Origin of the sequence: uncultured Pedobacter sp. (genome assembly GCF_913776295.1) — a bacterium.
In the GTDB taxonomy this organism is placed as follows: domain Bacteria; phylum Bacteroidota; class Bacteroidia; order Sphingobacteriales; family Sphingobacteriaceae; genus Pedobacter.
In genome coordinates, this window is record NZ_CAJYOJ010000033.1 from 1 (window position 1) to 16,504 (window position 16,504).

Consider the following 16,504-nt stretch of genomic DNA (forward strand, 5'->3'; position numbering starts at 1 on the left):
AATCCGAAAAATTTGTTAGGCCGGACTTAAGTAGAACGGAGACACAGTGCGAAGGCCTTTTTGGATGGAAATGTATATTTCATAAGTATTTAACTATCAAATAATTACAAAATAACGTCAATGGTAGCCTGTCGAAGACCTTTACTGATTAAAAAACATTTGTGCTTCGACAGGCCGCAACATTCTTGCTTCTTTGGATGGAAGAGCCTTCTCCCAACAACGAAACTTTTAACCTACTTATTTACACCAAGTTTTTTACCTGCTATGTCTTCCCATCTGTAAAAATGAAAAGTTCTGTCATCGCTCATCGCCACCAGTAAACCGTGCTTAAAATCGTTATTCAAGGGAACTGAAACCACATCAATACCATCTGTTTGATTAGCTGAATATTTTATGGTAGTTAACAGCGGATGGAGATTAGCCGTATTGGCTTTAGCAACCCGATCGTATACTTTTAATTGTCTGGCACCCTGATCGGATACCAGGATATATCCTTTGTTGCCCGGAGTTTTATAGATAGCGATACCTTCATTGTCAACAGCAAAATCGCCTTGTCCAAATAGCGCCAGTTCCTTATTTCCTTTGGCAGGATCTGCATAATATTTGCGTACACCAACCTGCTCATCGCAATAGTAAACAAAGCCCAGTTCGTTATCAACAGCAATGGCCTCGATTTCTTTTTTGCCACTGTATGATCCAAATTTTCGGACTAAATCGGCTTTAACATTTCCCTTTCCGTCATCTGCCAATAAATATTGCCAAAGGTAACCTCCGTTTTTAGGCCCGGTTTTCCGCCCCACAACGGCGTAGATTTTTCCATTTGGATCGGTATACATTGAAATGCCCATCAAATCACGGTACTCTGCCCCTGTTTCGCCCTCAAAAACAGGAATTCCACCATTGTCTATTGCTTTCATGTCAGGCAGAGAAAAGATCCGCAGTTTATGGGTATAACGTTCAGTTGTTACTGCAATATCTGTCTTCTTCCCTGCCAAAGACAAACCATAAGCAATATCCACATTGTCGGGCCGCTTTAGGCCCTTAATTGTTTTTGACTTAATGATTTTGCCTTTCAGATCGAAAACATACAAACCACCGTTGCTGTCTTTATCGGTACCGATAACTAAAGACTGTGCAGGATCATTCGGGTTTACCCAAATTGCGGGATCATCGGTATCAAAATCAACAGGATCAGAAACATATAAAGGTTTTACTGCTGTATTACTTCCGTTTTGCGCACCTCCTTTACAGGATATGGCCAGGCTTAAAGCCGCAAGAGCGACAAATTTAAATAGATAACTATGCTTCATTTTTATATTTTAGTTCCGTATGCCCCGACAAATGTAGATGGTGCAGGCGATATATAGGTGATTCCGTTTTTCATTACAATACCAGCCTTGTGATGACGGTTAAAGTTAGTGATACCTTTACCTAATGCCGGCGAGTTACCCTGCAGGTGAAAATCCCATGCGGTATTGAAATCGGCGTTGGCAACTGCGGTATTTAATGGATAATTCACAAATTTTGGATCATTTGCACCGGCCACATTGCTGATCACATCATTTTTACCACCCACAATATCACCGGTTGGCTGGAACTGATTTACAGTAGTCTGATCAAAACCATAGTACCAGTTATTGCTGTAAGCAGAACGGCTGTCTTCAGGCTTTTTCGAATCTCTTTTCACCCCAAAACGAGCATTGGCAAAAAGATTATTATACAGATCGGCACGTACATTACTTTCCAGCCAGATCGATCCACCTTTAGCTGTTGGCCTTCTCCAACCTGTGTTTACCATGGTGTTGTTGTACGCAATAATATAGGTTTGCGGCGTTTTATCTCCTGTATTTGACAATTTTAAAGCATTAGTATTAGTGCTATAAACCAGGTTATAGGCGATATCTGCTAAACAGCCTGATTTAAAGTTCATGGCCTCTCCCCCTGTTACGCCTGTGGTATAAAATATATTATTGGCAAAAATAATTTTTCCGCCCTCAATGTAGGTACAATCTTCCTGCAGGTTTCTGAAGATGCTATTTTGAACAACCAATTTGCCGTTGGCATTGGCAAACCAAAGTGCAGGTAAATTTTCTCCGGCTTTGGCTTTATAAAGCCCCATTTTAACCGATGTGGAAGCATCTGAAGTGGTGGATCCGGCGTATTCGAGAATGACATGATCGAGCACCAGTTCCTCGCAGGTGGGTCCGGCCAAAATACCACCCCAAAGCTTTCCGAATTTTTTCGAGGCTGTTTTATAAAATTCATTTACCGTAAACCTGATCGGATTTTCTGCCGTTCCCAGCGCATACAGATTACCTTTTATAACAATCTCTGGCTTGGCAACGGTATCCATCAGCACCGTTACCCCTTCTTCAATAGTCAGCGTTTTCCCCTCCGGGATAACGATATCACCTTTAATTACCTGCGTACTGCCTTTTGCCCAAACTCCCGAAACTTCACCGATTGCCGAACCATCAACAGCGGTTGTATCTACATCTATATTGGCTTTTTTACATCCTGCCAGTGCCAGCACCAAAAGGATTAATAATTTAAAAATCTGATTTGATTTCATGTCGTTGTTTTTTAAAAAGCTATTAATTCAATTTATACCTGAAGCCAATAAGATAATTTTGGCCATAATAATCGCTCCTGATCAGCGTATTTCCGTTTTTAACCAAATCTTCTTTTATATTGTTGTTTGCCGGATTTGTACCTTTTATAAATAGTTTGGTTGGCGTATTCAATATGTTATTGGCTTTAACGAAAACACTTATTCCGCCTTTAAAACGCTTCTCGGCAGATGCATCTACCTGTATAAATCCTTCCTGCCACAAATCGTTATTTAAAAATTGGGAAACCGTGTTAATACGTGGACCAGTGTAAGCGCCGGCAACCTGTGCGTCCCAGCCTTTTTTGGTATCTTTAAACAATATAGACAGGTTGGCAATATGCGCCGACTGACCATAGAGCGGGCGCTCCTGGTTAACATTTGCAGGCTCCGTATCTCCTGTAGTGCTATTGATTACCCTGGTGGTTTTGGTGGTATTAATACGTGAGTGGGTGTAAGTATAATTTGCCTTTACCCCTATTTTACTGAAATACTTGATGTAATCTAACTCGGCACCAAAGTTCCTTGCGGTACCGAAGTTGCCTGGGCTGTAATAAATATCCTGACCGCGGACAGCATCGGCCTGAAAAGTATATTCAATAGGGTTTTTTATTCTTTTGTAAAAAGCACCAACCAATAACTGCTCGGAAGCGCCTGGAAAAAGTTCGTACCTTAAATCGAAGTTATCGGCCAGTGCACGTTGCAAATTAGGATTGCCGCGTTCCTGAAATTCTTCATTTACCACTTTTCCGGGTACAATTTCGTAAAAGCCGGGACGGTTAAGGGCTTTATAATAAGATGCATGTAGCTGTGCTTTTTCTGTTAAAAAGTATTTTGCAGTTAAACTCGGTAATACATCGGTATAAATCTGGTTTCCTTTCGGAAAAGATTCTCCGGCCGCAAAAAGAAGGTTGTAACCCTGATTGGTGTGTTCTACTCTTGCACCGCCGATTACCTCTAGTTTAGCTGATTGATATTTAAACATGCCATAACCGGAAGTGGTCTGCTCTGTAGCATCGTAAGTTAGCGAATTGGCTACCGCACCTGTTGGATTGCTTACTACCAGATTCAGATCGGTATAATTCTGGAAATTTACACCGTAAATATCATTTGCGCGCTCAGCTCCCGGCGCCATATTATAGTTGTTAAAGAAACTGCTTCTCTGTTTATCCCGGTATAAACCTCCAGCCATAACATCCAGTTTATGGTCGCCAGCTAAAACATGGTAGGTTAAATCCAGATATCCAGCTAAATCCTCATCAGTATTTCGCTCCCATCTGCGCGTAACCGGGTTGGTGTTGACTAAACTGGTGCGTTTGCGTTGAAAATTCTGCTCCAGGCCATTAAGGCTGATACTGGTATTTTCAGGCACATCGTTTTTGGCAGATGAATAAACACCCGACCATTGTACCTTAAATTTATCATCAAAAAATTTGTGTTCGCCATGCAGCGTAGCATTATAAATCTGCTGTTCGGTTAAACGGCTACGGGTATCAAAAACCAGCTGTGCATTCCCATCTATAGGATCATAATCCTTGTTATAAGTAGTGGTTACGGCATCCCTAAGTTGCTGGTTTTTCAGGTTGACATAAACATTATAAAAACTGATCTGGTGATCCTTGTTGAAAACATAATCAATCTTTGCATGCAAACCTGTACGCTGTTGCTGTTCTGAGAATTCACGATAGCTTTTACTGGTGATCGTGGCATAGGCATCTGTACCCACAACCGAATTATTGTAAAACGTACTGTTGCTTCCGCGGTAGGTATTCTGGTAACTACCAGCCAGCACAACACCCAGTTTATTATCTAAATAGCGTTTACTTAAAGATAAACTTCCGATTAAATTAGGTGCAGGATTTTTAAACTTATAATCAAGTGTACCTTTAGTAAAATCGTTCTGTGTAGCATTATAATTTTTTCCGTTTATTTCATAAGGTGATTTATAACTGATATCGGAAGCATTGTATCTGGTAAACTTACGATCGAAAAACAACTGGCTATAACCGGTAGAAACATTGGCATTTACCTGCAGTTGGCCTGGTGCATTTTTCATCACCATGTTGATGGCCCCGCCGATTGCATCGCCCTCTAAATTTGGTGTAAGGGTTTTGTATACCTCCAAACGATCGAGCAAATCAGCAGGAAAAAGATCGAGCGGAACATAACGGTATTTATTGTCAGGACTTGGGATTTTAACGCCATTGACCAAAGTATAATTATAGCGTTTATCCATCCCCCTTAATATGGCATACTGCCCATCGCCATTACTATTGCGCTCTATTGACACACCCGAAATGCGTTGCATTACATTTGCTACGGTTAAATCCGGTGAGATTTCAATTGCCCGGCCCGATACGATGTTCATCAGTTGCGGCGCATTTTTTTCTAAGCGCCTGGCGCCCTGATCGGTAGAACCAACTACATTTGATTTAATGGTCACATCATCCAGACTTTTGGAATCACTTTCCATATAAAACTTTAAATGATCATTGTCTTCCTTCAAAATCATGAATGTTTTCTCAATGGTTCTGTAGGTAATGTAGCTTACGCTGATTTTAGCCGTACCCACTTTAACATCCTTAAATTCGAAAGTGCCATCCAATCCGGTATTGGTTATGCGTTTTGGATTTTCTAATACCACTGTGGCACCTACAATGGCCTCGCCAGTTTGCTTATCGTAAACGTGGCCTTTCAGTTTTGTGGCATGAACTGTGCCTGCACAAAACAGAAGCAGAAATAAAATTTGTAATGGTTTATTCATTGCGTTTGGTTTTGTCTTTTTATTATCGACAGCGCAAAGATGTACACAGCACATTACACGATGAAATGTTAAGGGTTACATAAAAGCAACAGCGTTACAAAGAGCATATACCAAAAGGCAACACACAGATACAATAAACTAATAATGAACAAATTAACATTAAACAAAAACGCCGTTATGATTTTATTACCGTTACATTAACGAATTGTTAAGCCCAAAAAAGTGTTCAAAACAGACAAAATACGACGGCTGGTGTAACGGTTACAAAGCTTGGATAAATGCCGATAAATTATCACCTTGAGCCAGGTTTAGCTTTTTTCTTAATCTATATCTTGATACCCTCAAGCTATCAGTTGATATACCAAGTAAGGTGGCAATATCACCAGAATCGAGGTTCATTTTTAATAAGGCAATTAAGCGCATATCTGCTGAAGTAAGCTCATGGCTATATTTTTTAAGGGTTTCCAGAAACTGATGGTGAACCTGTTCGAAGGCTGCCGTGAATTCTTTCCAGTTGCGTTCGTGGTTGAAGCTCTGGTTAATTTCGGTGAGAATCTGGTTCATTTGCTTTTTCTGATCACGCTTGTCCTCTTTTACCATAGCTTGCAGCGTACTTCTCAGGTTTTCCAAGAACTGATTATGCTTGATTAGATTTAATGTATGTGTAGATAGTTCCCTGCTTTTAACCTCCAGCAATTGTTTCAGGTTTTGTTCTTCGAGCTGAAGATTTTTGAGCTCAAGACTGGTCATCTCGTGCGCTATCGTTTTCTGTCTGGCCAGCATCTGCTGATCTTTCAATTTTAAACGTTGCCTGCTAAACATCACAAAACCTAAAACAACCAATAATATTACTACGATGATAGAAGCACAGGCAATAATCCGGTTTACTTTTCGGTCGTTTTTCAACCTGATAATCTCATCCGATTTTTTATTGATATCGTAAAGCACCTGCAAAAATGCCGCCTGCCTGGCGCCATCTACCGAATACAGGTCAATAGTGTGTTTGTAGCCAAGTTTTACATAATGGTAAGCACTGTCCATGTTGTTCAATAGCTCGTAGGCCTTGCCCAAATCTCTACAACAGGCACTTAACTGATAAATATTCTCCATTTTTTCGGCAAGTTTAAGTGCGGTTTTGGTTTGCACAATACTTTCCTTATACCGGCCGGTTTTACGCAAAATATCGCCTAAATTGTTAATTACCTCAATACTCCCAAGCTGATGATGATCTTTCTGATAGAAATCCAGTGACTGTTTAAAGTGTACATAAGCAGAATCGTAACGCTCCAGATCTTCATAGATACTCCCCAGGTTTTCGTGTATTTTTGCAGCAGTACTTTTATCCCCCAGCTTTCCGCTTAGTTTTAATGCCTTATTTTGGTAATAAAATGCACTATCATAAAGCTGCCCTTTTTCGTATAGCTGCCCAATATTGCCTAAAACAGTTACCTGACCCTTCAAATTATTAATTTTTTTATAGATGCCTATGGCTTTCCGATAACTATGCATAGCCTTATCCTTCTGCTTCATATAATAGTAAAGCACGCCGGCATCGTTAAGATTGGCTGCCAATAACAGCGGTTGACTGGCATTTCCAAATATTTTATCTGCTTTTAAAAAGAATTCTAAAGATTGACTGAAATGGCCTTGTGTATAACAGATCTTGCCCATTTGCTGTAAACATTTACCTTCTAATAGCTCGTCGTTATTATCAATAGCTTTGGCATAAATCCTCTTTAATTGAGCCAGGGCTGTAGTCGGATCTTTCTGATCTTGTTCAATAATCGATTCAAATCTGTCATCCCGAGCCTTTACATTAGAGATAAAAAGAAGAAAAAATATAAGCAGACTACCGAGTTTTTTCATTTTAAAGGCAATTGCATCAGGCAATATGGAGCAAAGAAAAGATACCTGTGTTAAGTTAAAGTTAAGTGAAGTATCAGTTGATATCATTAAGGTGCTTTACCGAATCCATTTGGCTTTATGTTCCAAGTGATATTAACTTTTTACGTGTCAGATGGTAACATCATACACCACAATTATTTTAACTTAAACAGGCCTATGTTAATTAAACCCGACCGGCAGCGTTATCCCCGTATTGATCCCGCAGAAAACGCTGATCTACGCAGAGGTCATTCCATCATCCGTTTTACATCTTCCATGTTATCTCCCGGGTTAACTAGCCCTGATGGGAGCGGCATCCCTTTTGGCTGAGAAAAATTGTTTAAAAAATAAGGTTTCCAAAAGGATAGAGCGCACAGCAGGACAGGACCCAACCGACAGGCACAGGAAACTGCGCGCCAAAAAAATAGAATAAACATTTGGTAACTAACTATAAATCAATAGTATTTTTACCTTTATCAGATGGAAACATCTGATAACACAGCAATGGAATCTTTTTTGTTTGAGTTTTATTGCTATTAACTGCCGGATAGAAACATCAGACAGCGCAGGTGAAAAATATTCCACTTTAGTGAACTGACGATCAGTATTTAATTATCTGATGAGGTCAGCAAGCGTAATAAAAGGTTTGATTTCATTTTTTTAAATGTAACTTTGTTGCATTGAATCTTTTAGAGCATAAATACCGCAATGAAATTTTTACCCGCATATGGGCGGTTTTGATATTGGCATTATTTCTTAATGGGGCCTTGATACAAAGTTTGCACCACCATGGCGCAAAAGAAACGACATCTCATCAACCAGATTCAAAACACAGCAGGCAGCTTGACGCTGCAAAGTTAAGCTGTAAACTTTGTGAGGTACTGAAACAGCAAGCGCACTTTTTCGATATCCCTGCATGCTATTCAATTCTTTTACCAATAAGGAAACCAGGCATTAAATCCTGTGTGTACCTCATCAAACAACCTGTTGCTCATATTTTATGTTATAGCAATAAAGGTCCCCCGAGCTTAACGGCCTAGTTACTAACCAGGTTTACTTTATTTACCACGCAATTTTGTTTAATGTGCAGCTTTACCCGGCCTGCACTATATATACTATATTTTTATGCTTCAAGCTATTTCATTATCTAAAAATTACGGAGCTTATCAAGCCCTCAACCAACTAAATTTAACGGTTAACGCTGGCGAGGTATTTTGCCTTTTAGGTCAAAACGGTGCCGGAAAAACGACCACCATTAATTTATTCCTCGGTTTTATCGAACCGAGTGCAGGTCAGATTTTAATCGACGGTAAAGCGCTGGATACTTACGATAACGAGCGCCGTAAACACCTGGCCTACATCCCCGAAGTGGTGATGCTTTATGGTAACCTATCGGCCGTAGAAAACCTTGATTATTTTTCGAAACTGGCAGGTTTTAATTATGAGACTAAAAGTTTGACCAGTTTTCTAAATCAATGTGGTCTGCAAGAATCAGCTCACCACAAACATCTGTCTGGTTTTAGTAAAGGCATGCGCCAAAAAGTGGGTATTGCGATTGCCCTGGCTAAAAACGCGAAAACCATTTTAATGGACGAGCCAACCAGTGGTTTAGATCCAAAAGCGACAGCAGAGTTTACTGCACTGGTTAAACAACTGGCTACTGAGGGTAAATCCATCTTAATGGCTACGCATGATATTTTTAATGCCGTAAATGTAGGCACGCACATCGGTATCATGAAACAGGGCGAATTAATCCATACCCTTAAAGCAAGCGAAATTAACGCAAACGACCTGCAGGAATTATACTTACAGACTATATAACAAATTAAATCTATTTCATGTACCCAAAATACAAGGCACTTTCTGGTGCCGTTACAATTTCTTTGCTCTTTTTGCTCCATCTGGTAAGCGTCCAGGCCATTGCCCAGATTAAAGTAAGTGGAAAAGTAATCAATGCGGAAAGTCAGCGCATTTACAAAGCGACCATTAAATTTAAAAATGGCAGGGATCAATTGAATACCGTTACCGATTCCTCAGGAAATTTTTCCCTTATTTTACCAAAAACAGCCAATTATGCGGTCACCGTTAGTGCCGTTGGTTATAGCAGCTTTAGCCGCATGTATCCTATCAATCAAACAGGTGATTTAAATCTTGGTGCCATTGTATTGCAAGTTTCGAATGAAGAATTACAAACCGTTGAAATAGTGGGCACCAATGGCAAAAAATACTATGGTAATTACTCTTTCTCAGCCACAAAAACGGCGGCTTTGAACAAAGACATTCCACAGGCCATTTCTTCGGTATCGAAAGAATTAATTGCAGACCGGCAGGCGGCTGTGTTAGCTGATGCGATTAAAAACGTGACCAGTGTATCGCAAAGCAGTTATTATAATCAATTCTCTATCAGGGGGATCAACCAAAATGAAGAAGGTGCCATCATTAACGGCATGCGTACACGCCAATTTTATTTTAACCAACCACTAACCAACAACCTGGAGCGAATTGAGGTGATTAAAGGTCCGGCGAGTGCTACTTTTTCGAGTGTAGACCCTGGGGGGAGTATTAACCTGGTAACGAAAAAGCCGCTGGAAGAAGACCGGAAGGAGATCAGTATCTCGGCGGGAAGTTTTAGCACGATACGTGGCGCGTTAGATTTCACCGGTCCATTAAATATGGATAAAACGCTGTTATACCGGCTTAATGTGGGGTATGAAGATAGCAAAAGTTTCAGAGACCTGCAGTACAGAAAGGGTTATATGATTGCACCTTCCTTCTCCTATATCCCGAATGAGCGTACCAGCTTAAATGTAGAGGCTGTGCTGAACAACAGCCATTCGAGATTAGACCGTGGACAGGCGATTTTTGGTGCAATTGCCGGTCAAACCGATTTAAAAAGTACACCGATCAGCTTTAACATGGGCGCCAGCAACGATCGGTTTAACAGTCAGGATTTAATGCTAATGACCAATTTTTCTCATCGCTTTAACCAAGATATTGTGTTTAATGTAGCTTACATGAAGCAAAACTGGAACGAAGATCTTTTGGAACATCGTACCACCAATGCTTTTGGCGTGGACGAAAACAATCAACCGATCCCTACCCTTGCTGCTATGCGGGCAGTTCAACGTCAGCAAAAGTGGAGTACCGATAATTTAAGCACCTATTTTAGTATAAATACCAATACCTTCAGTTTAAACCATAAAATGGTTATTGGCTACGATCGGATCAATACCCGGAAACTGCGTGGCGGCGGCGAAAATGCGGCACAGGGTTACCGGTTAAAGGACGGAACCATAGCCAGCAGGTATGATCCGACCAAAAAAGAACTTTATCTGTTTAAAATGGTAAATGGGGTAAATGCGCCTGTACCTAATGTTGAGCATTTTAACCTGGCCAACCCAAGCTACACGCTTAAAAATTTAAGCGATTATATTTTTACCAAAACAGAAATACCACCGGCCTATAATTTAGTTAATGCAGCTTATTTTCAGGATCAGATTAATTACGGTAAACTCACCTTAACCCTCGGACTTAGACAGGAGTGGTATGAAGATTACAGTAATTACAAACTGCCAACTGAAAAGAGGATCGATCAGCAGAAGCTTTTGCCGAGAATCGGACTAACCTACGCGGTAACTTCGAACATTAACTTCTACGGAACTTATTTACAGGGCTACCAACCACAGGGCAATACCACTTCTCTGGTTATTGTACCTCCCCCTGCGGGCACCAATTTTAAGCCGTTAACCAGTGACTTAAAAGAGATCGGCGCAAAATCAGAATGGTTGAATAAAAGTTTAATGGTTAATGTTTCGGTTTTTGAAATTAACCAGAAAAACCTGTTGATGAATGCAAACGACCCTCTGGACGTGAACCGTTTGATTGAACGTGGCGCACAGCGCAGCCGTGGCTTCGAGTTTGAAGCTTCAGGTTTCATCAGTCACAATTGGCAGTTTAACGCTGGCTACAGTTATATTGATGCCGTTATTATGGATGATTTCAATCCGGCTCTGGTTGGTCAGCGTGTGCAGAACACACCAAAGCACAGTGCCAGTTTATGGACCCGTTACAATTTTGAAACTCAAAAGCTAAAAGGCCTTGGTATTGGTGCAGGTTTACAATATAGCGGCACTAAACTTCCTTTGTACATCAGGGATTTTATACTTCCGGCCTATACCCTTGCTGATGCCGCAATTTATTATTCGCCCGCAGGTTCAAAGGTTCAGTTAGCCTTAAACATGAACAACATCTTAAATAAAACCTATTGGGTAGGTGCGCAAAACTACCTACGCCTTTTCCCGGGCACGCCAAGAAATGTAATGTTTAACGTAACCTATAGAATATAATGTCAGGTAGAATAAGCACTATTGCAAAACAAACATTTAAAGCAGCCTTTAACAACGGCGCCACCATAGCACTAACTCTTTTGCTAGGTTTATCGCTCTGCCTGGCCACTTATATAGGCTGGCAAAATTTTAAAATGCAAAATAATCAACGGCTTCACTATAAGGCTCTGGTAAGGGCGCAATGGTTAGCCAAACCAGATAAACATCCCCACCGGATGGCACACTATGGTTATCTGGCTTTTCGCGAAAAACACGAACTCAGCTTCTTCGATTTTGGTATAGAAAGTTTTGCGGGGGTATCAATTTTTTTAGAGGCACATAAACAAAATACCGTTAATTTCAGTGAAGCTGGCTTCACAAATGGTATGCTAAGTTTCGGCGAAATCAGTGTAGCCATGGTATTACAACTGTTGGTACCCTTACTTATTATATTTTTGGGTTACAACAGTATATCAGCGGAACGTGAATCGGGTACTTTAAAAATCCTGCTGTGTCAGGACGTAAGCTGGAAACAGCTCCTTTGGGGCAAAACGATAGGTATTATCGGCATTTGCCTTTCTATATTTATCCCGCTCATCCTCCTCACCATCTTGTTATGGGCATCATTAAGCAATTGGCAGATTAGCATGGATTCGGCCTTACGCCTTTTGTTACTGGTTTTAAGTTATGCCATTTATTTTTTCGTTATATCAGCCATTACGGTTTTGGTTTCGGCCTTTGCCCGCAGTTCTAAATCGGCTTTGATTACTTTGTTGGCCTGCTGGATATTTTTCATGGTCATCATGCCGCGCATCACCCAAGCTGTTGGCGTAAAAATCTACCCTGCACCATCTAAAATAGAATTTGCCGATGCCATTGCAGCTGACGTTCATCAGCAGGGCGATAGTCATGATCCAAATGACCCACATTATGCGGCCATTAAAGATTCGCTACTAAAAGTTTACGCTGTGGATGATGTTAAAAAGCTCCCTTTTAACTATGGTGGCTATATTATGGCCGAGGGTGAAAAAATTACCTCAAAAATTTACACTAAGCATCAGGATAAACTGAACAACATTTTTGAAAAACAGAACAGTATTACTACCATTACTGGTTTTTTAAATCCTTATTTGTCGCTGAAAAACATCTCGATGGCCTTAACATCCTCTGATTTCAATACCTACGTCGATTTTCAGCAACAGGCAGAAAATTACCGTTATCAACTCGCTCAAAAGATGAATAAGCTTCAGATTGAGAAGATCAGCAACATTAAACCCGGAGATGAAGACAAACCGTTAGCCATCAGCAAGTCTAATTGGGCTGAACAACCCGATTTTAACTACCATTTTAAAAAATTAGATACTGTTTTGTCGAATGAACTATTGGCGCTAAGTGCCTTAACCTTTTGGTTACTGGTTACAGTTATTTCGCTCCATTACTCAACCAAACGGATTAAAACAATATAGCAATGCACATGAAAAAAAATAGATATCACCTCGAATTTAAATTGTTTTTTAGAAACAGTTCTTCCTGGATTGGGATCTTTATACTCCTGATAACGGGTTTTGCCGGCCAATATTTCGGCAAAACCTTCATCGCCAGGCAACAGGCTGTAATTGAAAAAGCAGCAACATTGCAAAAGAAAAATACCCTTAACAATATCGATCATTTTGGCAATGATATTGGCCTGTTATTTTTTCATAATAAGTTTACGCTGGCCAATGTGCCTGACCATTGGGCGGCTTTTGCCAACGGACAGCGCGATATCAACCCTTATTTAATTTCGGTAACCATGTTGGCCCTTGAAGGCCAGCTTTACGATACCGATATCAATAACCCTGTTAGCCTGCTTTTGGGCAATATGGATCTTAGTTTCGTGTTTATTTTTCTGTTCCCGCTGGTTATTATTGCCTTTACTTACAATCTCCTTTCAGAACAAAAGGAAAGCGGCATCTGGTCACTTTTAAAGGCCCAAACCAACCAATCCTTCCAGATTATCTGGCAAAAATTTTTGGTCAGAGTGGTGGTGATTTTTAGTGTTGCGTTGTTGTTATTAGTAATAGCCATGCTCTATCTGGCACTTCCGCCAGATCTTACCTTCCTTTCGGTTACCGTACTTGTTTTACTCTATCTTACTTTCTGGTTTGCCGTATCATTTTTCATCATTTCTTTGGGTAAATCATCTAATTTTAATGCATCGGCCCTCATAGCCGTGTGGGTTCTGCTTTGCATCGTTATTCCGGCATCGTTTAATCTTTTCCTTACACGGAAATATCCGGTACCAGAGGCGTTACAAAATGTAATCAACCAACGCGAAGGCTACCATGAAAAATGGGATATGGCCAAAGATGTGACCATGAAACCCTTTTTTAAACATTATCCCCAATTGAAGAAATATCCTTTTCCGGAGAAGAAAACCTTTAGCTGGTATTGGTATTACGCCATGCAGCAAATGGGCGATGACCAGGCAATGGCAAGTAGGTTGGCAATCGACAAGAAATTAGCCCGAAGGCAACATTTTACTAGTATTTTCGCCCTTTTTTTTCCCACTATACAAACACAGCTTGGGGTAAACAAAATAGCAGGATCAGATCTCGATACACATCTTGAATTTCAGCAGGCGGTTAGAAAATACCACGAGCAGATCCGCCTGCATTTTTATCCGGCAATCTTTCTTAACCAATCCGTTAATGATACGGATATTAAAGATTATAAAATGGAAAAATATACCCGGCAACAGATTCCGAATGTATGGACGAATATGCTTTCAATATCACTGCTCACCATGGTTATGATCGGCGCTACGGTTTTTAATTTGAAAAAGGATAGTATTTAAAGTATTAATAAAACGGTGTTTATAATATCTTCGGATTTTTCATTCATAAAAATTGTCCTTTCGACTGTAACCGGCCATTTTTCTCGGCGGCGAAATGCCCGCCTGTGCGGGCGGGGAGAAATCTATTCATTATGATTTTAGGCTGCTTTGCACCCGATTATCATTGATAGACTTCGATAGAAAATGTCGTCGTACCAACGGCCAAAGCGCAGTATAACGCTGGGCAGAGAAATCTCTTTTGATAGATTTTGCTTCGCAGAGCCTTAGGGCTCTCGACTGCGTTACACTGCGCTCGAAAGGACGATAGCTTTAAGAAGAAAACAAAGTCTATGAACTAATGACTAATGACTAATGACTAATGACTAATGAACCAACACTACAGCGGATAAGCAGTTTCACTCTTCGGTTCAGAAAGCACGAAATAACTCTGGACAGTGGTTATATTAGGCAGTGTAGCCAGTTTATTCCGTAAAAACTCGTGATAGGCATCCATATCTTTTGTAGCAATACGGAGAATAAAATCATGTGCACCAGTCATTTGCAGGCATTCCATCACTTCCACAAACTTAGAAACCTCGGTTTCAAATTCGATCAGGGTTTTAGCCGTATGCTCTTTCAACAGTACATGGGAGAAAGCGATTAAATTTCTATTGATCTTTTTCCTGTCCAGAATCGCCACCACTCGTTTTATATAACCTTGTTCCTTTAATCTTCTGATCCGTTCGTGTATCGTTGCTATCGATTTATGCAGTTTCAACGCTATCTCTTTATGGGTTAGGGCGGCATCATGCTGCAATAGTTTTAATATTTCGATATCTACCTGATCTAAATCTCCGTGTATCATGTAAGCTTGCGAATGAAAAAAAATATAATAGAGCCTAAAAAAACCAGCCTAAAATGAAATAAAAATTAATTATCGTTAAAAATAACAGAAAATTTCTGAAAAAACCAACGTGTATTGACATAAATAAGAATAATACAGAGTTTTACCGAAATTTAGTTAATTGAAAATTCACTTTAATTGATTTAAAAAAGTTTCCATGCAAGCATTAACAGCAAATGAACTAACAACTTCCAATATGGGAAAATTTGAACATTTATCACTTCTGGTTGGCAATACCCCAATGCTGGAGCTTACTTATACTTATCAAAAAAGTATAGGTAAAATTTATGTTAAATGTGAGCATTATAACCTAACTGGTAGTATCAAAGACAGAATGGCGCTTTACACGTTAAAAAAAGCTTATGCTGAAGGCAAAATCAAAGCCGGAGACCGCATTGTTGAGGCTACGAGCGGTAATACCGGGATTGCATTTGCCGCGATAGGTAAAGCCTTAGGTCATCCCGTAACCATCATCATGCCCAATTGGTTGAGTAAAGAGCGCATGGATATTATTAGAAGCTTAGGAGCTGAAATTATTTTGGTGAGTAAAGAAGAAGGCGGATTTATCGGTAGCATTAAACTTGCAGAAGAAATGGCTGCAAAAGACCCGAATATCTTTTTACCAAAACAGTTCGAAAATATTGCCAATCCGGAAGCACACGAACATACTACAGGGAAGGAAATCTGGGGGCAATTGCAATTGAAAAATATATCTCCCGATGCTTTTGTTGCCGGCGTAGGTACCGGAGGAACCATCATGGGGGTAGGTAATTTTTTGAGAAAGCAAAATGCCAATATTAAAATACACCCGCTGGAGCCTGCAGAGTCTCCAACTTTAACTACGGGTTATAAGGTAGGTAGCCACAGAATTCAGGGTATTTCTGATGAGTTCATTCCAGAAATTGTTAAGCTGGACGAACTGGACGAAGTGGTACAGGTAAACGATGGCGATGCCATCCTCATGGCGCAAAAACTGGCAGAGAAACTGGGTTTAGCAGTAGGTATATCATCAGGAGCCAATGTGATAGGTGCCATCAAACAACAACAAAAAATGGGAATGGACAGCTGCGTAGTCACCGTCTTTTCTGATAGCAACAAGAAATATTTAAGTACCGATTTAATGAAACTGGAACCTGTTAAACCAGAATACATTAGCCCCGAAGTAGATTTTCTGGATTACCAAGCCTTTAGCAGATTACACTAA

10 protein-coding genes are annotated in these 16,504 nt (G+C 40.2%); 5 read left to right on the forward strand and 5 right to left on the reverse strand.

Going from position 1 to position 16,504, the window contains the following annotated elements; translation table 11 throughout:
• Nucleotides 1-233 precede the first annotated feature (233 nt).
• The 4 genes from QZ738_RS05845 to QZ738_RS05860 form a co-directional block, all read right to left on the reverse strand.
• On the reverse strand, nt 234-1,310 hold the full coding sequence (locus QZ738_RS05845; RefSeq protein ID WP_293785604.1) for a phytase: 1,077 nt from the start codon (nt 1,308-1,310) through the stop codon (nt 234-236).
• A 2-nt stretch (nt 1,311-1,312) separates the two neighbouring features.
• Nucleotides 1,313-2,572, reverse strand: a complete 1,260-nt coding sequence (locus tag QZ738_RS05850; protein WP_293785606.1) for a right-handed parallel beta-helix repeat-containing protein — start codon at nt 2,570-2,572, stop codon at nt 1,313-1,315.
• 22 nt (nt 2,573-2,594) lie between these two features.
• Nucleotides 2,595-5,372: a TonB-dependent receptor gene (locus QZ738_RS05855; protein ID WP_293785608.1), complete on the reverse strand. Its 2,778-nt coding sequence runs from the start codon at nt 5,370-5,372 to the stop codon at nt 2,595-2,597.
• 261 nt (nt 5,373-5,633) lie between these two features.
• A complete protein-coding gene (locus QZ738_RS05860) occupies nt 5,634-7,238 on the reverse strand; it encodes a tetratricopeptide repeat protein (protein WP_293785610.1) in 1,605 nt (534 codons plus the stop codon).
• 1,143 nt (nt 7,239-8,381) lie between these two features.
• On the opposite strand from QZ738_RS05860, the gene QZ738_RS05865 reads away from it, so the two are divergent.
• The 4 genes from QZ738_RS05865 to QZ738_RS05880 are packed head-to-tail and all read left to right on the forward strand — an operon-like array spanning nt 8,382 to nt 14,417.
• A complete protein-coding gene (locus QZ738_RS05865; RefSeq protein WP_293785612.1) occupies nt 8,382-9,077 on the forward strand; it encodes an ATP-binding cassette domain-containing protein in 696 nt (231 codons plus the stop codon).
• A gap of 17 nt (nt 9,078-9,094) precedes the next feature.
• Nucleotides 9,095-11,602, forward strand: coding sequence for a TonB-dependent siderophore receptor (locus tag QZ738_RS05870; RefSeq protein WP_293785614.1), 2,508 nt, complete (start codon nt 9,095-9,097; stop codon nt 11,600-11,602).
• Nucleotides 11,602-13,047 (forward strand): DUF3526 domain-containing protein, encoded by a 1,446-nt coding sequence (locus tag QZ738_RS05875; protein ID WP_293785616.1) that lies wholly within the window; start codon nt 11,602-11,604, stop codon nt 13,045-13,047. The genes QZ738_RS05870 and QZ738_RS05875 overlap by 1 nt, the downstream gene beginning before the upstream one ends.
• An 8-nt stretch (nt 13,048-13,055) precedes the next feature.
• Entirely contained in the window at nt 13,056-14,417 is a 1,362-nt protein-coding gene (locus QZ738_RS05880) for a DUF3526 domain-containing protein (protein ID WP_293785619.1), read from the forward strand.
• Between the two features lie 376 nt (nt 14,418-14,793).
• Here QZ738_RS05880 and QZ738_RS05885 read toward each other — a convergent pair whose 3' ends face one another.
• Nucleotides 14,794-15,261 (reverse strand): Lrp/AsnC family transcriptional regulator, encoded by a 468-nt coding sequence (locus QZ738_RS05885; RefSeq protein ID WP_293785621.1) that lies wholly within the window; start codon nt 15,259-15,261, stop codon nt 14,794-14,796.
• 196 nt (nt 15,262-15,457) lie between these two features.
• Between QZ738_RS05885 and QZ738_RS05890 the strand changes: the two genes are divergently transcribed.
• A complete protein-coding gene (locus QZ738_RS05890; RefSeq protein WP_293785623.1) occupies nt 15,458-16,504 on the forward strand; it encodes a PLP-dependent cysteine synthase family protein in 1,047 nt (348 codons plus the stop codon).